This is a genomic window from Saprospiraceae bacterium (assembly GCA_016714025.1).
GTDB lineage: Bacteria > Bacteroidota > Bacteroidia > Chitinophagales > Saprospiraceae > Vicinibacter.
In genome coordinates this window covers 2,498,730-2,517,975 of the sequence record JADJOB010000002.1, presented here as the reverse complement: position 1 = coordinate 2,517,975, position 19,246 = coordinate 2,498,730, and the positions used below count along the sequence as shown (strand labels likewise).

General features: G+C 35.2%; 20 protein-coding genes. 10 read left to right on the top strand and 10 right to left on the bottom strand.

Annotation, left to right across the window (positions count from 1 at the left end):
• Positions 1-705: 705 nt before the first annotated feature.
• Together IPJ80_13345 and IPJ80_13340 are read left to right on the top strand one after the other, a co-directional pair.
• Positions 706-2,607: a cytochrome C peroxidase gene (locus IPJ80_13345; protein ID MBK7914469.1), complete on the top strand. Its 1,902-nt coding sequence runs from the start codon at positions 706-708 to the stop codon at positions 2,605-2,607.
• Complete coding sequence (locus IPJ80_13340; protein ID MBK7914468.1) at positions 2,607-2,954, top strand: c-type cytochrome; 348 nt, start codon at positions 2,607-2,609, stop codon at positions 2,952-2,954. Before IPJ80_13345 ends, IPJ80_13340 begins: the two co-directional genes overlap by 1 nt.
• A gap of 131 nt (positions 2,955-3,085) precedes the next feature.
• Here the strand turns inward: IPJ80_13340 and IPJ80_13335 are convergent, their stop codons facing one another.
• Positions 3,086-3,505 carry a nucleoside-diphosphate kinase gene (locus tag IPJ80_13335; protein ID MBK7914467.1) on the bottom strand — a complete coding sequence of 140 codons (420 nt, stop codon included), beginning with the start codon at positions 3,503-3,505 and terminating at the stop codon, positions 3,086-3,088.
• Positions 3,506-3,634: 129 nt separating this feature from the next.
• Here IPJ80_13335 and IPJ80_13330 point away from each other — a divergent pair, with 129 nt between their 5' ends.
• From IPJ80_13330 to prfB, 3 genes are all read left to right on the top strand, one after another.
• The gene (locus tag IPJ80_13330; protein MBK7914466.1) at positions 3,635-4,639 is read left to right on the top strand and encodes a bifunctional oligoribonuclease/PAP phosphatase NrnA; all 1,005 of its coding nucleotides are present in this window, start codon (positions 3,635-3,637) and stop codon (positions 4,637-4,639) included.
• Positions 4,640-4,657: 18 nt separating this feature from the next.
• Entirely contained in the window at positions 4,658-5,566 is a 909-nt protein-coding gene (locus IPJ80_13325; GenBank protein ID MBK7914465.1) for an FKBP-type peptidyl-prolyl cis-trans isomerase, read from the top strand.
• 76 nt (positions 5,567-5,642) lie between these two features.
• A protein-coding gene (prfB, locus tag IPJ80_13320) for a peptide chain release factor 2 (GenBank protein MBK7914464.1) occupies positions 5,643-6,744 on the top strand; the annotation gives its coding sequence in 2 pieces (ribosomal slippage) (positions 5,643-5,693 and positions 5,695-6,744; 1,101 coding nt in all).
• On the opposite strand, the gene IPJ80_13315 is transcribed toward prfB, so the two are convergent.
• Complete coding sequence (locus IPJ80_13315) at positions 6,745-7,059, bottom strand: divalent-cation tolerance protein CutA (GenBank protein MBK7914463.1); 315 nt, start codon at positions 7,057-7,059, stop codon at positions 6,745-6,747.
• A gap of 186 nt (positions 7,060-7,245) precedes the next feature.
• On the bottom strand, positions 7,246-9,321 hold the full coding sequence (ppk1, locus tag IPJ80_13310) for a polyphosphate kinase 1 (GenBank protein ID MBK7914462.1): 2,076 nt from the start codon (positions 9,319-9,321) through the stop codon (positions 7,246-7,248).
• A gap of 80 nt (positions 9,322-9,401) precedes the next feature.
• Between ppk1 and IPJ80_13305 the strand changes: the two genes are divergently transcribed.
• Positions 9,402-10,157, top strand: coding sequence for a triose-phosphate isomerase (locus tag IPJ80_13305; GenBank protein ID MBK7914461.1), 756 nt, complete (start codon positions 9,402-9,404; stop codon positions 10,155-10,157).
• Here IPJ80_13305 and purE read toward each other — a convergent pair.
• Entirely contained in the window at positions 10,154-10,657 is a 504-nt protein-coding gene (gene purE, locus IPJ80_13300; protein ID MBK7914460.1) for a 5-(carboxyamino)imidazole ribonucleotide mutase, read from the bottom strand. The genes IPJ80_13305 and purE overlap by 4 nt on opposite strands.
• Positions 10,654-11,805: a 5-(carboxyamino)imidazole ribonucleotide synthase gene (locus IPJ80_13295; GenBank protein ID MBK7914459.1), complete on the bottom strand. Its 1,152-nt coding sequence runs from the start codon at positions 11,803-11,805 to the stop codon at positions 10,654-10,656. Before IPJ80_13295 ends, purE begins: the two co-directional genes overlap by 4 nt.
• A 71-nt stretch (positions 11,806-11,876) precedes the next feature.
• Here IPJ80_13295 and IPJ80_13290 point away from each other — a divergent pair, with 71 nt between their 5' ends.
• The gene (locus tag IPJ80_13290; GenBank protein MBK7914458.1) at positions 11,877-13,217 is read left to right on the top strand and encodes a dihydroorotase; all 1,341 of its coding nucleotides are present in this window, start codon (positions 11,877-11,879) and stop codon (positions 13,215-13,217) included.
• A gap of 1 nt (position 13,218) precedes the next feature.
• Here the strand turns inward: IPJ80_13290 and IPJ80_13285 are convergent, their stop codons facing one another.
• Positions 13,219-13,386, bottom strand: a complete 168-nt coding sequence (locus IPJ80_13285; GenBank protein MBK7914457.1) for a hypothetical protein — start codon at positions 13,384-13,386, stop codon at positions 13,219-13,221.
• On the bottom strand, positions 13,367-13,927 hold the full coding sequence (locus IPJ80_13280) for a hypothetical protein (GenBank protein MBK7914456.1): 561 nt from the start codon (positions 13,925-13,927) through the stop codon (positions 13,367-13,369). Before IPJ80_13280 ends, IPJ80_13285 begins: the two co-directional genes overlap by 20 nt.
• Positions 13,928-13,963: 36 nt before the next feature.
• Here IPJ80_13280 and IPJ80_13275 point away from each other — a divergent pair, with 36 nt between their 5' ends.
• The 3 genes from IPJ80_13275 to IPJ80_13265 are packed head-to-tail and all read left to right on the top strand — an operon-like array spanning position 13,964 to position 17,025.
• Positions 13,964-14,863, top strand: a complete 900-nt coding sequence (locus IPJ80_13275; GenBank protein ID MBK7914455.1) for a CPBP family intramembrane metalloprotease — start codon at positions 13,964-13,966, stop codon at positions 14,861-14,863.
• 5 nt (positions 14,864-14,868) lie between these two features.
• The gene (locus tag IPJ80_13270) at positions 14,869-16,704 is read left to right on the top strand and encodes a M1 family metallopeptidase (GenBank protein ID MBK7914454.1); all 1,836 of its coding nucleotides are present in this window, start codon (positions 14,869-14,871) and stop codon (positions 16,702-16,704) included.
• 3 nt (positions 16,705-16,707) lie between these two features.
• Positions 16,708-17,025: an SCP2 sterol-binding domain-containing protein gene (locus IPJ80_13265; protein ID MBK7914453.1), complete on the top strand. Its 318-nt coding sequence runs from the start codon at positions 16,708-16,710 to the stop codon at positions 17,023-17,025.
• Here IPJ80_13265 and IPJ80_13260 read toward each other — a convergent pair whose 3' ends face one another.
• The 3 genes from IPJ80_13260 to IPJ80_13250 are packed head-to-tail and all read right to left on the bottom strand — an operon-like array spanning position 17,026 to position 19,246.
• Positions 17,026-17,580, bottom strand: a complete 555-nt coding sequence (locus IPJ80_13260; protein MBK7914452.1) for a hypothetical protein — start codon at positions 17,578-17,580, stop codon at positions 17,026-17,028.
• A 7-nt stretch (positions 17,581-17,587) separates the two neighbouring features.
• Positions 17,588-18,478 carry a ParB/RepB/Spo0J family partition protein gene (locus IPJ80_13255; GenBank protein ID MBK7914451.1) on the bottom strand — a complete coding sequence of 297 codons (891 nt, stop codon included), beginning with the start codon at positions 18,476-18,478 and terminating at the stop codon, positions 17,588-17,590.
• Positions 18,479-19,246: a ParA family protein gene (locus IPJ80_13250; GenBank protein MBK7914450.1), complete on the bottom strand. Its 768-nt coding sequence runs from the start codon at positions 19,244-19,246 to the stop codon at positions 18,479-18,481.

Below are 19,246 nucleotides of genomic sequence, written 5' to 3'. Positions count from 1 at the left end.
GTGTATAACGTTTTGGGAAGTGGAGGCCAAAATTTGTCTAGTATAAAATACGTCGCTTCGTTTCGTTTGGTTGCTCATGTTTTGTTTGCTTTAACCGGTTGGGAAAGAGTAAAATAGATATACGGTTTGAAACTCCAATTCAGATTTTGTGAAAAGGAATTCTTAAGTAGATCTTTTAAAAAAATGACAATTTGAGAAGATAAATAGATTCGGTTGAATCGAAGGCCTGAAATGGAAAAAGAAATTCCAGAGTTCATGAAGAACTTGATGCCAATCAAATAGCAAATAAATGACTTTACAATCATTTTATACTCAGGTCGTCTAATTACATACATTACCTAGAACAACGAATCCGGTGCAATATTAAATAAAAAATCTAATACCCCACTGAATCACAAGCCATTATAGATAAAAAAAATTTACTACGTCAAATCAAAATTAATCAAATTTCTCAACATAAAAAAATTTATGTTTTATTTTAATTTGTGCAACAAAATACTGATATTCAAGTAACTAACATTGACTTTCCGGATGAACGTGCAAAAATTACTCCTGAACTTGCCAACAAATTAGGTACTTTAGGAAGCTTTCCAACAATAATTTCTTAACATTTCAATAGTGAGATATTTTATACTTTTGAATTTTATCTAATATGTTGCCAAATTTTAAAGTTTGAAACTGAAGAGTGCCCGTTTTTTAAATTTTGTGCCAATTTTACTGGTTCCGATCGCTGGACTTCTATTGTCAGAAACAGATTATAAATCCAGCCCGTATTTTCACTTGTTTGAAAACCGTCTGCAAGAATTTACCTCATCACAAGGGCAACTAATTGATTATCTGGCATTTGAGAATCTTGATGGCCCTGGATCCCGTCAACGTTGCAAAGAAATGATCCACCAAAATCGATTGCTATTAAAATCCGTTGATTTTTGGATTCGGTATTTGCATCCAAACTTGTATCGTAAAATTAATGGCCCATTATTGGTTGAATGGGAAACCGAAGTATTTGAAAAATTTGAAGCTCCCTATAAACGAATTGGTGCTGGTTTGGGATTAGCAGAATCCTACCTGGAGGAAGCAGAAATCAGGAAAGATTCATTGATCTATTTACTCAAATCCGGTTTCGAAAGCAGCAAACTCTTTCTTCAGGATTCAGTTACGGTGCAATTCAATATTCCCGATCATTTTTATTTTGCTAACCGTTTATTTCTGCTCAATCTCGCAGCTATTTATACAACAGGTTTTGAATGTCCGGATCCAAATGCTGTGATCCCGGAATTAAAGTTCATGCTTGCTTCAATGCCAGAAATTTATGCATTTTATAATCAAGCATATCCTGCTTTGCGTTTTCCAGAATCGTATCGAAATTTATTTTCAGAAATGATTGAGTTTGTTCGAATGCAATCTTCGAATATAAATGCATTCGATCATTTTAAATTTATACGTGATTATGTAAATCCCTTATTCAAAATTAACCAGGAACAAATAGTTGACAAAAAGCTTAAAACAAAAAACTTCAATGATTACAGTTTAAATAATCAAGCAGTATCTATTTTTGATAAAACCTTGTACGAAGGCCAGGATTTTAAAGGGATTTTCAGAGGCATCAAAAATGATTCAATACTCAATGAAATCAGGGCTTTGGGCAAGCTTCTTTTTTATGATCCGATTTTATCCGGAAATTTAAAAAGAGCTTGTGCATCCTGCCATCAACCAACAACATTTTTTACTGATACCTTAAATAAAACGGCTTTAAAATTTGATCAAAAATCAAGACTGTTACGCAGTGCTCCTTCCTTAACAAATGTTGTTCATAATCATTTAATTATGATGGATGGAAAACACATCGATTTAAAGAGTCAACTCACCGATGTAATCCATAATCCGGAAGAACTCAACGCTAACCAACAAAGTATTCTCAAAAACATACTGAGTTGCAATGAATATAAATCAAGATTTCAACCTTTTAAAAATTATGGAGGATTTTCAGCAATTAGTTTTGAACATCTTAGTGCAGCAATAATTTTATATTATGCGGAGTTTAGTTTTTATGAAGCTGATTTTGATTTAGCTATGAACCAAAAACTTGAACTCTCAAAAGATGTTCAAGATGGTTTTAATCTTTTTATGGGAAAAGCGCAATGTGGCACCTGTCATTTTGTGCCACAATTTAACGGGGTAAAACCTCCCTATATCGGTAGTGAATTTGAAGTAATTGGTGTTCCATCAGATACGTTTTTCAAAGCAATAAGTCCGGATTCAGGTCGCTACAAAATAAATCCTGCAACTGAAACCAGCCACGCATTTCGAACCGGCAGCATTCGTAATGCAGCTCACACCATGCCCTATATGCACCAAGGCGTATTTCGAACTTTAGATGAGGTTATCGAATTTTACAATGCCGGAGGTGGGGTAGGGAAAGGACTTTCAATCCCTAACCAAAGTCTTTCATCGGACAAATTGGAATTGACAGATTTGGAGAAACAAAAACTTAAACTATTTATTAATTCACTTACAGAAAAGATCCCTGTTCAAGTACCTCCGGCTTCCTTACCTTTGTCTGGTAAAAAAGAATTAAATAAACGCAAAGTAGGGGGAGAATATTAATGACTAAAATCAATTATTTTTTAGCTTGCTCTGTGCTGTTTGCTTTTTTGCAATGCAGTAAACCAAAGGAACAGTATTACATCCCGGATACCATATCTAAGGAAAATAAACGCAACCTCATTGCATATTTTGAACAGGGAAAAGTACTTTACATCAATAATTGTTCAAGTTGTCACGGCATCTACCATAAAGGGAAAGATAGTATTCCAAATTTTAGCCAAGCCCAATTGGATACCTATAAAGCTAAACTAGCTATGAAGGACGGGCAAACACATACATTTGCAGATAGCTTAAGCTATGATCAAATCGAACAAATTCTGAAGTTTCTTAGTTATAGGAAGCAATGAGAAGGAAAGCTTTTTAGCTTTTAAGCTGTCAAGCTGAAAAGCTGTCAAGCAAAAAACCAATAGTCGGTAGTCTATAGGCTGTAGGTAAGAAGAAATAACCTTTAGACTTCTTTTCTAAAAACACTTCTTCGCTAAAATATTTCCGTACCTGCAAAATGAAAACTGCCTTCAATTTGAGCATTTTCATCCGAGTCAGATCCGTGAACTGCATTTTCACCTACATTTTTTGCATACAAGGCGCGGATAGTTCCCGGTGCAGCTTTAGCAGGGTCTGTAGCCCCAATCAAATTTCTGAATTCCTCCACTGCGTTCTCTTTTTCAAGAATGGCTGCAACGATTGGACCTGAAGACATAAAATCTACCAATTCTCCATAAAATGGACGTGCCGCATGGACTGCATAAAATTCTCCTGCTTTTTCTTTGGATAGACGGGTAAATTTCATTGCAACTATTTTGAAGCCTGCATCGCAAATCTGATTTAAAATTTTTCCACTGTAGCCAGATTTTACTGCATCCGGTTTTATCATTGTAAACGTTCTGTTTGTTGCCATTTTTTATAAATTAGGGCCCAAATCTAAATGCTTTCTTATTGATACAAACTCAATCAAGCTCTCCTTGAATTCTCATTAACATATAAAAAGGAAATTTGCCAAATTTTATTTGGAATTTTACAGCCTTGTATGGATCAAATTCATGAATTAAAAGCCCTGCTGCTCACCCCAAAAAACTGTGTGGTGTTGTCACATCGAAACCCAGATGGGGATGCGTTGGGTTCAAGTTTGGCCCTTAGTCTTTTCTTGCAGTCCTTGAATCATAATGTTCGGGTTATTTATCCAAGTGAGTATCCTTTAAATTTTGAATGGATGCCCCAGACTGAAGAGATATTAATCTATGATATCAGTCAAAAAGATTGTGAGCAAGCTATTAAAAGTGCTGAACTAATTTTTTGCCTCGATTTTAATTCTTTGGAGCGAATTGATCGGATGGCTGCATTTATTATGGAAAGTAATGCTCCAAAAATCATGATGGATCATCACATGGATCCGGAGCCTTTTGCAGATCTCGTATTTAGTATTGAAACGGCAAGTTCAACATCTGAAATTGTATATGATATCATTTCAGAACTTGGATATAAATCTAAAATTTCATCGTTAATTAGAGACTGCCTTTATACTGGAATCATGACTGATACGGGTTCTTTTCATCATGCAACCAGTCCTAAATTATTTAAAATCCTATCAGAATTAAAAGCTGAAGGATTGAACGATACCAGAATTCAGGAACTGGTCAACAACAGTCAACCTGAAAAATACCTCCGTTTATTAGGTCATTGTCTTCATAATCGAATGGAATTGTATCCGGAACAGCATTACGGTTTAATTTATCTTACCAAAGAAGATTATCGTAATTTTGATATTCGCCGAGGAGACACGGAAGGAATTATTAATTACTTAATGATGCTTAAATCCGTTAAAATCGGAGCCCTTGTAATGAATCAACCAAGTATTGTTAAACTTTCACTTAGATCTAAAGGAAATATTTCTGTACAACAAATTTGCAGACAACATTTCAACGGAGGCGGTCATAAAAATGCTTCAGGCGGTTCATCAAAACTTAGTTTGGAAGAAACCTTGAATAAGTTAAAAGAAGCATTATCTCAAACAGAATTGAAATTAACTCATTAAAACAATAGCTATTATTCCATGAAAAAATTATTTGTATTATTCTTAATGATTGCAGTCACTTCAGCATTGTTATTTAATGCCTGTAAAGGAGGTTCTGCAAAGAAAAAATCCTTAAATGGTTTTGAGGTTTCCATGCTTAAAGATGAAGCAGGAGACTTAGCAAAAGAAGGGGATTATGTATATTTCCGTTACTATGTTAAAAGTAAAGATTCATTAATATTTGCTTCTAACATGCAGACACCGGTAATTAAATTTAAATTACCAAAAATTGAAAAAACCGACATTAAAAATGCTCAACCAATTACAGATGCATTGCATTTAATGTCTAAAGGCGACAGCATTATTGTATCACAGGTTTTGGATGATAATATGAAAAAATCCATTGGCATTCCTGGAATCGAAATGCTGGATTTCCATGTTGTTTTAGTTGACATTAAAAATGAAGCTGAATACAATGCAGATATGGAAGCCGATAAAAAAGCAAATGAAGAGAAAGCTTTAGCTTCAAAAGGTAAAGCTGATGAAATTGCCGAAAAAGCTAAACAAATTTTGGCTGATTATAAAGCTAAAAAATTAGATGATAAAATGGTAACCCTTCCATCTGGTTTAAAATATTATGTACACGAAGAAGGTACCGGCCCAAAAGCTGAAAATGGCAAACGAGTAAGTGTAAATTATTATGGAATGCTGATGGACGGCAAACATTTTGATGATTCCTGGTCACGCGGACAAGAATTTGTTTTCGGATTAGGTGCAGGTCAGGTAATCAAAGGTTGGGATGAAGGTGTTGCAAGTTTAACAGAAGGAACAAAAGCTACTTTATTTATTCCTTCTGCTTTGGGATATGGAGCACAAGGTTCTCCTCCAGTAATTCCAGAAAATGCTGACCTTATGTTTTATATTGAGGTTGGTAAAGTCAATCAATAATATTTCATTAAATTATAAATGAGGAATTCCAACTAAAACGGAATTCCTCATTTTTTATTAAAATTAAATTCTAATCATGACCGTTGATCAACTGAAGGATTTAAAGAAAAGGCTCAGTGAGCTAAGGAGGTTTCTTTGACATCGATAAAAAGAAGCTCGAACTAGAAGATAAAGAACAACAAACCATGGATCCTGAATTTTGGAGCCATGCCCAACGTGCAGAATTGATTATGAAAGAGATCAAAACTGCCAAAAATTGGATGGAGTCCTTTAATAAAGCACAGAATTTAATGGACGATCTGGAAGTTTTGCTTGAATTTTTTGATGCAGGAGAAGCTACAGAAGAGGAATTAGATTCAAAATATGCTGACTGCATTGCATACATCGATGATCTTGAATTTCGATCTACTCTCAACAAACAAGAAGATGAATTATCTTGTATCATAGAAATCAATGCCGGTGCTGGAGGTACAGAATCCTGTGATTGGTCAGCCATGCTTTTACGCATGTATCAAATGTGGGGTGAGCGCAATGGATTCAAAGTAAGTACAATTAATTATCAGGCAGGCGATGTAGCTGGAATTAAAACAGCAGAAATTGAAATAAACGGTGATTATGCCTACGGCATGTTGAAAGGAGAAAACGGAGTCCATCGTTTAGTACGCGTTAGTCCTTTTAATTCGCAGGGCAAGCGCATGACTTCCTTTTCTTCAATATTTGTTCATCCACTGATTGACGATCGAATTGAAGTTACAATCAATACTGCTGATCTGGATTGGGATACTTTTCGTTCAAGTGGTGCCGGCGGGCAGCATGTTAATAAAACTGAGTCTGCTGTGAGGGTTAGACACTTACCTTCCGGTTTGGTAGTAGAATGTCAGCAAGAACGCTCTCAACACCAGAATCGTGAAAAAGCATTGCAATTATTAAAATCCAGACTTTATGAGCGAGAACTTGAACGTCAGTTTCAAGAAAAGTCTAAAGTAGAATCCACTAAAATGAAAAATGAATGGGGTTCGCAAATTCGCTCGTACGTACTAGATGATCGAAGAGTAAAAGATCACCGGACCGGATACCAAACCAGTCAAACAGATCTTGTTTTGGACGGATATATAGATGAATTTTTAAAAACCTATATGATGAATAAAACGGTAGGTTCTACAGAAGATGATGATTAATTAATTAATTAATCCATTCATCCAGAAAGCATATTTTTTATTTACACGCCCATTTAATTTTATAATACAGGGAACTTCGTACGGATGATTTGAAGCAATATACTGATAAACGGATTTTTCGTTTTGTTTATTGGTTTTAATGATCGCAATGTATTCTATTCCTTTGGTTAATTTTTCATTCCAGATATAATTTGAAATAACCTTAAAAGTTTGAATGCATACGGCGAATTCATTAACTAATAAATAATTGCCAATTTTATTAGCTGATTTTTCTGAAGGAAAAGGAACATAATACAATACAATTTTATTTTTCATAATTCCTTAATTATTTAAGCTGTGGTTTGCAAATCAAGACAATAGGTATTTCAATTCGATCAAATACTGTTTTTATAATTTATCAAATAAATATCTATTAAATATACCCAATTCTATACAAGTTCATGGTGCTGAAAATCATAGTAAACTCAAATTTAAAATGGGCTAGTTCCGGTAATTAAATACTTAAATTCCGTTTTTCATTTTAAAATATTTGTAGGTTTCAATTTGGGATTGGAACTTTTTCTTTGAATCTGTTTTGAAATACCGATTTATAAAATTATAATTTAAAGACCTGGCTTTTACATTATCCATCAGCTGGAAATTAATATTATCCAATATAATTTGTTTCATTTCCTTATTGTAAATTGGAAACGCAGTTTCAATGCGAAAATGTAGATTACGAACCATCCAATCGGCAGAAGACAAAAAGATCTTTTCCTCACCACCGTGATAAAAATAATAGATGCGGCTGTGCTCTAAATAACGATCCACAATGCTGATCCCTTCAATATTCTCGCTTAATCCGTTCTTCCCAATTAATATGCAACAAATTCCCCTGATTATCAATTGTACATGTACGCCAGCTAATGAGGCCTCGTACAACAAATTTATCATTTCAGTATCCTGAAGACTATTTAACTTCAATAAAATACGTGCTTTTTTTCCTTCAAGTGCCTGACTTTTTTCGAATGCAATCAGTTGATGAATTTCATCATTCAAATTAAATTGACCGATCAACAAATGATTAAATGGTAAACTCGGTAATTTGATATGTTCTAAAAATCCAAACAATCGATTTACCTCTGCTGTGATAGCTTCATCTTTTGTAAAAAATCCGTAATCAACATATATTTTCGCAGTCTGTTCATGAAAATTACCCGTTGACAGGTATACATATTGTTGAATATCATCGTTTTCCTTTCTTGAAACCATGGCCATCTTGGCATGAACTTTTAAACCTGGAAAACTATATCGGACTTTAATCCCTTGCTTTTCCATTTCTTCACCCCAAGCCAGATTAGCAGCTTCATCAAATCGAGCTTTAACTTCGATAAATATAAATACACTTTTACCTTCAGATGCAGCCAATTTCAGCGCATCCATAATTCGGGATTTCTTTGCAACCCGATATTGGGTAATTTTAATCTGGGTTACATCCGGATCCTTCGCTGCTTGTTCAAAAAATGAAATTACCGGCTCGTAATTATGATAAGGGAAGCACAATAAATGTTCGTTGCGACTTATATTCTCAAACAGGGTGTCTGCATCTGAAAGAGGCTTGTATTCAATGGCTTTTAGCGATTTATTTTTTAATTCTCTTTTACCAAAATCCGGAAAATGAATAAAATCAAAATTATTATGATAGCGTCCTTCGGGTGTTAAATCTCCCTTTTGAATTTCAAGCAGCTGTAGAAAATAATCCAGCATTTCCTTTGGCATGGCATCATCATACGCCATACGGGATGCCGGACCTATATTTCTTTTGATCAGACTTTTTTTAATTTTATCCATCAAGTCCCCGCTAAATTCATCTTCAATATAGAGTTCGGCGTCCCTAGTGATTTTAATTGAATATGAATTAATAACATGAAAACCTGGAAACAACCATTTTAAGGAATAACGTACGATTTCGTCTAATAAAATAATATCGTGTCTCCCTTTTTCAGATGGCAATTCAATAAATCGAGGTAAATGATCTGAAGGAATTTTAACGATTCCAAACTGGTGATTTTTAATTTCCGCATCTTTATCCTCAAGCATGATTGTTAAATACAATTCTGAATTATTAAGAAACGGTTTTACTTTATTTCCAACTAATAATACAGGCTGAACAAAGGGCAGCAGGTTTTCTTTAAAATACACATCCAGAAATTGCTCTTGGGCTTTGGTAATTTCTAATTGAGATAGAAGGTAAATGTTGTGTTTTCGAAGATCCGGAATTATCTGATTTTCAAATATGTCATTAAACTCATTCAATTGTTTATTAGCGATTAAATAGAGTTGTTTAAGCAATTTACTGGGGTTATAGTCCAATTGGCTCTTAGTGTTTTTACCTAATTTTTTTAAATTCCTGTGGTGAGCCACTCGAATTCTGAAAAATTCACCCAAATTGGATGAATAAATTGCTAAAAATTTTAAACGTTCTAAAAGCGGGACGGATTTATCTTTGGCTTCTTGTAAAACCCTGTAATTGAAATCTAACCAACTGATATCGCGGTCGATATATTCAAAATTTACGGTATGTATTGGTTCATTCATAAAGGAAAGCCTGCAAGATATTGAAACGCTAAAATAGTACTAATAAAAGGCCTGATTTTAAAGAATTATTAAATTTGAATATGGTATCACAAATAAGGAGACCCCTTGTGGCCGCTAATTGGAAAATGTATGGGAAGCCAACAGAGGCCTTGCCTTTGGCCATTGATTTAACAGAAGGACTAATTAATGAAGCCATTGAAATCGCTATTTGTGCACCTTTCACTCATTTAGATCGATTGGCTTCTATAAGGGCATCAGGCATAAAATTAGGTGCTCAAAACTGCCATTTTGCTGATAAAGGGGCCTATACTGGCGAAGTTTCAGCTAGCATGCTGGTTGATCTGGGCTGTGATTATGTAATTATTGGGCATAGCGAACGCAGGGGATTGGATGCTCCGGAAAGCATTAAACAAAGAATACGGATGGCATTAGATTCAGGCTTGTCTGTTATTTATTGTTGTGGTGAACCATTGACCCAAAGAACATCAGGTGAAGAATGGAATTATGTATTGAATCAATTACAAACCGACCTGGATTCCATTTCCCAAATTGATCTAAATAAAATGGTCATTGCCTATGAACCCATTTGGGCTATTGGAACCGGTTTAACGGCCAGTCCTATACAAGCTCAGCATATGCATCAACAGATTCGCGGTTGGATACAAGGACAATGGGGAAATGAGCATGCACTTCAAATTCGAATTATATATGGAGGCAGTGTCAAAGCTTCCAACGCCATGGATTTAGCCCAAATGTCAGCTATTGATGGGGTCCTGGTAGGCGGAGCCAGCCTAATTCCCAATGAATTCAGAACAATTATTCGCAGTTTCTTTTAGCGAAACCGTTCATTGACAGCCTGGTCTTTGCCCAGAACCATATCGATCATATTCTCTTTGTAAACTGCAAGATTATCCCTTAATTCTGAATTAGAAATGGCTAAAATGCTACAAGCCAATAAACCCGCATTTTGAGCAGCGTTTAATGCCACTGTGGCTACAGGAACCCCATTGGGCATTTGCAAGATAGATAATATCGAATCCCATCCATCCAATGAATTACTGGATTTTATTGGTACCCCAATTACAGGCAGGGTGGTTGAAGATGCTATCATACCCGGGAGATGTGCGGCACCACCTGCACCAGCAATGATTAATTTTAAACCCCTGCTTAAAGCTGTTTTTGCATATTCCATCATATGTTCAGGTGTTCTATGTGCAGAAACAATTCTAACTTCATAACTGACCCCAAATTGGTCAAAAATTTTAGCGGCTTCTTTCATAATCATCAGATCACTGTCTGAACCCATAATAATTCCTACTTCCAAGGCTTTTTTCATGCTATCACTTTAAAATATTGTTTTACAAAATTAGCCTTTTCAAGGCAAGATTCCAGATCATTTCCAGTTATGGTCACATGGCCCATTTTTCTAAAGGGCCTGGTTTCTGTTTTTCCATATAGATGTACATGTACACCCGGTATAGCCAGAACTTGATCTAAATTATGATAAATGGCTTGACCTGTATAAGGATCTTCACCCAGTATATTAATCATTACGGCAATTTCTTTATAATTGGTTTCTCCCAAAGGCAATCCACACAAGGCTCTGAGATGATTTTCAAATTGACTTGTTGCACCATTATCAAGTGTGTGATGACCACTGTTATGAGGGCGAGGTGCTATTTCATTAATCCAGATAGTCCCATCGGTTAAATAAAACATTTCAATTGCAAGCAAACCTACAATTCCAAGCTGATCGACCAATCGTTTTGCCAATGCTTTGGCATTGGCTTCAATTTCTGTCGGGATGGTTGCTGGACAGATTAAGAATTCAACCAAATTGGCTGAGGGATGAAAATCCATTGAAACCGTTGGGTAAATCATGCAGGATCCATCTTGATTTCTAACGGCAATAACACTTAGCTCCTTTTCAATTGGAGCCAATTCTTCAACGAGGCAAGGTTCATTTAATATTAAATCTAAATCCGTGCTTGAATGAATAATTACAACGCCACGACCATCATAACCACCGGTCCTGGATTTAACTACAAACGGAAAGTTGATCTTTGAATCAGATATTGCTTCAAGTAAAGCAGATTTACTTTGAAAAAGCTGAAATGGTGCTGTAGGAAAATGGTGTTCTTTGTAAAATAATTTCTGCAAGCCTTTATCCTTAATCAAATCCAATAACGGTGCTTGAGGGAATACCTGAATACCCTCTGATTGCAGTTGATGGAGAGCCTTTGTATTTACATGTTCAATTTCAATACTTACTACTTGCATCTGACGACCAAAATTCAGAACATCATCGTAGTTTGTAAAATCACCTTCTGTAAAATTTGGACATACTTTAGCCGCGGGGAAACTTTTATCTTTATCCAGAAAATGGATGTTTAAATCGAGCTTAGATGCCTCTTGAGCAAGCATTTTGCCAAGTTGCCCGGCTCCTAAAATGCCAATCTTAAATTGAGATGGAATGAAATCCATGAAAAAATTTTAGCGAAATTCGGAAAGCTTTGAATACATCGGGTCAATTTTGACGAACTATTAGGATAATTATGAATAAATTAATAATAAAGAACGCCCAACTGGTCAATGAGGGCAAAATTGAGGCAAAAGACCTGCTAATTCATGGTGAACGTATTGAACGAATTGACAGAGATATCTCACAACCTGATGCAACTGTTTTAGATGCCAAAGGGCAATTTTTAATACCGGGTTGCATTGATGATCAAGTTCATTTTAGAGAACCTGGCTTAACACATAAGGCAACGATTGCCACGGAATCAGCAGCGGCAGTTGCAGGTGGCATCACCAGTTTCATGGAAATGCCTAATACCATACCGAATGCATTGACTAAAGAACTTTTGGAAGACAAATACCAAATTGCAAAGGAGCATTCTTTTGCCAATTACTCTTTCTTTATGGGTGTATCAAACGATAATCTGGAGGAAGTTTTACGAGTAAATTATAACAAAGTATGTGGCATTAAAGTGTTTATGGGCTCGTCAACCGGAAATATGCTTGTTGACAACGTAAAGGTTTTGGAAAATTTATTTAAAAATGCTCCCGTATTAATTGCTACCCATTGTGAGGATGAGGCCATCATTCAGGCTAATTTAAAGTTGGCTAAAGACAAATATGGAGATTTAATACCAGTAACAGAACATCCTAATATCCGAAATAGACAAGCATGTTTAAACTCCAGTTCATTTGCTATCGAACTGGCTAAGAAACACAACACTCGCTTGCATATTTTACATATTTCTACAAAGGAAGAATGCCTTTTGTTTGATTCCGCAATGAAGCTGGAAGATAAAAGAATTACGGCAGAAGCCTGTGTACATCATATGTATTTTAATGCTAATCATTATAATGAATTGGGAAACTTAATAAAATGCAATCCTGCAATTAAGGAATTTGAAGATTCAAAAGCCATTGCAAACGCATTAATAAATTCACAAATTGATGTAGTAGCTACAGATCACGCCCCTCATACATGGGAAGAAAAGCAAGGAACCTATCTTCAGGCTCCGTCGGGATTACCTCTTGCTCAACACAGTCTTTCAATCATGCTGAAATTAGCCGAACGCACCCATTGGGATTTACCATTTATTGTAGAGAAAATGGCCCACAACCCTGCGATTTGCTTTCAGATAAAAGACCGAGGATATTTAAGAGAAGGATATTATGCGGATTTAGTGCTGATAAATCCTAATGAAAACTACCACGTAAAAAAAGATGATTTGCTATATAAATGTGCTTGGTCGCCCTTTGAAGGAATTGAATTAAAGGGTAAAATATTATCGACTTTTGTTAATGGGAAACAAGTATACAACGGGTCCAAATTAAACCATTCACTGGCTTCACATCGTTTGGAATTTATTAGAACGCATTAAATTATTCTGGCTTTTTTGGATTTTCATAAGGACAATGCCGGCAACCCGAACCACAACAATGATTGCGTTTTAATAAATACGTCGCTGTAAAAACGAAATTACCCTGATCTATATAAAAATCAATGCCTTCTTTTAAACTGCTTTCTGTATCAGGCGGTTTTAGTTGCAAGGTGTTTATCAGAATTTGTCAACCAATAAATGCAATAAATAAGACTGGTGTAAAATAATGTTCCTGCCAATTCATTGCCAAAAAACGGAATAGCATTAATATAACAAACAGAAAGGCCATTGAGATCTTTTGAATAATTTACAGAGTGCAGCCAAACACCCAAATTACTAATTATAAAAAAAAGAACGGATGCCCCAAATGAATTCTTAAAAATGGCCAATGGGTCCATATTCTTAGAATTGCTAAATCTAATAATTGCAAAGGAGACCAAAATTGGAATGGCGATCCAATAAAAGCCTGGAGTAATCCATTGGAATGAACTCGCTGAATACATGAAATTATTTATTACCAAATCAGCAATCCAGTATGAAAGAAGGATGACAAACAGGGACATCCAGCTTCTCAAACTTACCGCCGCAAATACAATTGCAGCTGTTGCTGCAGTAAAATTTGGGGGATGGGGTACTAACCTGCTGATAATCAAAATCAAAGCCAGGCCTAAGTATAGGTTTAAAGGATGGTTTGTAAAACGAGCATTCATACGGTAAAAATACAAAACCCTTAATCAATACAAGACATGAATTGGTTATTTTTGTGGTCTGCTATGAATACCCAGGATAATTCATTTCTACTTTTAGGGCGGGCGGGACGATTCCAGCCAGTATTCTATTTAATGAGCTTTACTGGATTAATATTGATTTGCTTAAGCTTAAGCGCTTTGTTTATTCCTTTAGACGTAATATTTTCTAAAATTCAAAACAGAAATGTCATTTTAGCCATTCAGTTAAGTTCGTTTAGCTATGTGCTTGTATTATTTCTCCTTCTTTCTTCTTATATACACAAAAGACCTATTATAAGTTTTATTACCTCAACTAATAAATTCGGTTTCAAAAGAGCACTGGTGACCTTTGTGATTTTTTTAATCCTAAATTCCTTAGCTGAACTAATCAATTACTTCTTTTTTAACCAAAAGTATTCTTTTCAATTTGATATTTTAAATTTTATTGCTCTTTTGCTTGTTGCTGTTAGTCTGTTGATATTACAATCAGCTGCAGAAGAAATAATTCTTAGAGGCTATATACTTCAAGCACTTTCAAGTTGGAAAAAAACAAAGCCAGTTGTTGCATTGGTGATTAGCAGTTTGCTTTTTGCTAGTCTGCATATTAGCAACCCGGAATTTACTGAATACGGTTTTATCCCAATGTTTTTAATTTATTTTATAGCCGCAGTATTTTTAGGTGCATTTGCAATCCTAGGCAATGGACTTGAAATCCCAATAGGCATTCATGCTGCCAATAATTTTTTCGCAGCAGTTTTTGTAAATTATAATGCCTCCGCACTAAAAACAGAATCCCTATTTATTATAGATAGAATAAATGTTCCTCTGGGATTAACTGAATATATTATAATTCTCTTATTGTTTGTAATTATTTTTTATAAAATGAAATGGATTTCTCCTCCTAATACTTTAATTTAAATCATATGAAATTTGTTTTATTGATAGCTTTATTGATAGTAAGTGAATTGGGCAATGGACAATCGTATCGCTGGCAACAGCAGGTAAATTACACAATGTCTGTAGAATTAGATTCTGAAAATCATCAATTAAAAGGGAATCAATATCTCACTTTATACAATAACAGTCCTGACACACTGACCAGACTATACTACCATTTATATTTTAATGCATTTCAACCCGGTAGCGACATGGATATCAGGTCACGGAACATTATTGATCCCGATCCAAGAATTGGAAAACGAATTGCATCTTTAACTTCTGATGAAATAGGATATCATGACATTAAATGCGTACAGCAAGAAAACAAAAAATTAAAGTTCAGTATTCATGGAACGATACTTCAAGTCGAATTGAACAAACCAATTTATCCCTTAGATTCTGCTACAATTGAAATCGAATTTAAATCACAGGTTCCCGTACAAATTCGAAGATCTGGCAGAAACAATAAGGAAGGCATTGATTATTCAATGGCACAATGGTATCCAAAATTGTGCAATTATGATGAACAAGGGTGGCACACACCACCTTATGTGGCTCGAGAGTTTTATGGCCCCTGGGGACGATTTGATGTTACCATTAAAATGGATTCTGAATTTTGTATCGGAGCAACCGGTTTATTACAAAATCCTGAGAATGTTGGTTGCGGATATTCTTCAGATGAATCAAAAGGAAATTCAAAAACATGGCATTTTATAGCTGAAAATGTACATGATTTTGTCTGGGCAGCTGACCGAGATTATACACATAAAATTTATACGAGAAAGAATAACTGCAAACTTCATTTTTTATATCAGGAAAATGATAAAACAAAAGATGCATGGTCTGCTTTACCCGTTATTATTGATTCCGCATTGCAATTTATTGAAACGAATTTTGGCCCCTATGCATATTCCGGTTATTCATTTATTCAGGGAGGAGATGGCGGCATGGAATATCCGATGGCCACATTAATTACAGGAAACAGACCGCTGATAAGTTTAGTTGGGGTATCAATTCATGAATTGATGCACAGTTGGTATCAAATGATGTTGGCAACAAATGAAAGTCTTTATCCCTGGATGGATGAAGGGTTCGCATCGTTTGCTGAAGAAGAAGTTATAAATCACCTTAAGAAATTAAATCTTATTCCTGGCCAATTTGTAGCTGATCCTCATCGCGAAACAATTCACAACTACATTGATTTTATAAATTCGGGTAGGGAAGAAAGTTTAAGCACCCATGCAGACCATTACAGCACAAATACAGCATATGGACAGGAGTCCTATAACAAAGGAGCCCTTTGTCTTGTTGAATTAAAATATATTATTGGCGAAACTGCATTCAGACAAGGCATGCTTAATTATTATTGGCGGTGGAGATTTCGTCACCCAAATCCAAATGATTTTTTTAGAGAAATGGAAAAAGTTTCTGGAATGGAATTAGATTGGTTTAAAGAATACTATGTTTATTCAACTAAAACAATGGATTATTCAATTGACAGCCTTTATGTGAAAGATTCTAAAACAATTTGTAGGTTGAAGCGAATTGGTCTTTTTCCAATGCCCATTGAAGTTAGGGTAGAGTTCAAATCTGCTTCAAACACCTTGTATTATATACCACTCAATTTAATGTTGGGTACAAAGCCCTTTGAAGGAAACATGAATGTTGTCCAACTAAAAGAATGGAGTTGGGTAAATCCATATTATGAGTTTACCATTGACGCATCGATTGAATCAATAAAATCTATCCAAATTGATCCTGAAAATAAAATGCTCGATGTAAATTCTAGTAATAATCTGATTTTAAACAATTTAAATTAAACGATGGAAACCTTTGATTTTTTAATGAATTTACCTAACAAAGTAAATGCGCTTGCATTGGAAGGAATGAATACCTGTTTTCATTTTGATCTGGAAGGCGAAGGGGGAGGTCAGGTCTCCGTAATCGTTGAAAATGGTAAAATGATCAGTCAATCCGGATTAGTTGGCACTGCTTCTTGTACAATCAAGGCTCAAGCTGCAGATTTAAAAAAAGTATTTAAAGGAGAATTAAATCCGATGATGGCGATCCTAACTGGTAAACTTAAACTCAGCAATCAAGCTGAAATGCTGAAATTTGCTAAATTATTAGGCTGGATGTAATCATTTAAGTGCCCAAATTATACTAACCTGACCTTGTCCTTTGAATGGATCCAATTGGTATTTGAAACTTAAATCTTTTGAAATATCAAATTCTTGCAAATGACGGTCTACAAATGCCTCAATTCCCGTCAATAAATACAGGATTCCAATCCCAATATAACTCAATTGCAAATTTTTATCATAAAATTGACGATAACTATTTATACCGGATAAGCTGAGTATGCCTTGAAATTCATCCAGTGATGCCTCCATTGAATCAACTCGCATAATATATGCATCATTAAAACGTCGATATTGCTTTGTATTAAATGAAACCGCATATGCTAAAGCACCAAACCCAGCATAAATTATTGGGACCTTCCAGATTCGTTTATTATATACCTGACCTGCACCTGGTAACATAAGCGAATACGCCAGGGCTTTCCCTGGTTTACCCTTAAACAATACAGAAAAAACACCCGGAGATTTTTCCTGAACCTTAGACAAACTATCTGCTGATTCCTGTGCACTACAAACACTTCCAATGACTGTAAAGAAAATGATTAAATACTTCATCTAAAATTTATTCTTCCATTCGATCTAACAAATCATTTAGTTGACGATCGTCTTTAAATTTTATTATTATTTGGCCATCTCCGGTAGCATTCCGTTTGATTTGAACTTTATATCCAAACTTAGCACTTAAACGATCTTCCAAAGTTTTAATTTGTGCATTACTATTGCTAACGGGAGCTTTTACCGGTCTCCTTGCATTTGTTTTTGCAAACGATTGTATTGCTCGCTCCGTTTCTCTTACAGAAAGATCTTTTGATTGAATGTCTTTAAATAATTGCATTTGAACAATCAAATCATCTACACCAGCAATCACCCGTGCATGCCCCATGGACAATGTTTTGTTTTTCAATGCTGATTGAATATCCAATGGAAGCTTCAAAAGCCTAACATAATTACTAATTGTACTGCGTTTCTTCCCAATACGTTCTGATAATTGTTCTTGGGTATAACCACATTCATCAGATAATCGTTGATAAGAAATTCCAATTTCAATTGGATTTAAATCTTCCCGCTGTATATTTTCGACCAAAGCCAGTTCCAACATTTCATTATCATTGGCTGTACGAATATAAACTGGCAGTTCTTTTAATCCAGCAAGTTGAGAAGCTCTGAATCTTCGTTCACCACTTATAATCTGATATTCGTTGACATTAATTTTTCGAACGGTAAGCGGTTGAATCAGTCCGTAAGTCTTAATGGAATCTGCAAGCTCTTTAATGAGATCTTCTTCAAATACATGGCGTGGCTGTTGCTTATTGACTACAATTTGATCTATTGGAATTATATTAATTGTATTAATAGCCGTACTTGCAGGTGTTGCCGTTTTTTGACCCTGATCAGAGTTAATATTTGATAACAAAGCGCGAAGGCCTTTGCCTAATTCATTTTTCTGACTCATTTATTGCTGATTTTTTCTCATGAATTCATCTGCCAGATTTAAAAAGTTGTGACTTCCTTTACTGTTGGCATCATACAATACAACCGGTTTTTTAACTAAAGGAGCTTCAGAGATTTTTGAATTTCTATGAATGATCGTTTCAAATACCGGTAGATGAATATTTTCCCGGATATTCTGAATTACCATGGTTGAAAGTCGCAAACGCTTATCATACATACTTAATAAGACACCTTCAATTTGCAATTCCGGATTCAATGCGCCTTTTACCAATTCAATCGTATTTTTTATTTTTGAAAGTCCTTCTAATGCAAATAATTCGCATTGGACAGGGATAATTACTGAATCCGCTGCAGTCAATGCATTAATTGTCAACAATCCCAGAGAAGGCAAGCAATCAATAAATATAAAATCATATTCATCTTTTACCTGGTCGATTACGTGTTTTAATACACGCTCTCTATTTGTCATATTAACCAACTCAATATCCGCACCTACCAAATCAATATTACTCGGCAATAAAAACAAATTAGGGGTATCTGTTTCTACAATAGCCTGGTGAGGATCCAAATCATTGATCATGCATTCATAAAGACTGAGGTTAGATTGTTCAGCATCCACTCCAGTTCCAGAACTGCTGTTTGCTTGAGGATCTGCATCAACAATCAAAACTCTTTTTTCTAATATGGCAATGCAAGAAGCCAGATTAATAGTAGTTGTTGTTTTTCCAACACCTCCTTTTTGGTTTGCGATCGCAATGACTTTTCCCAT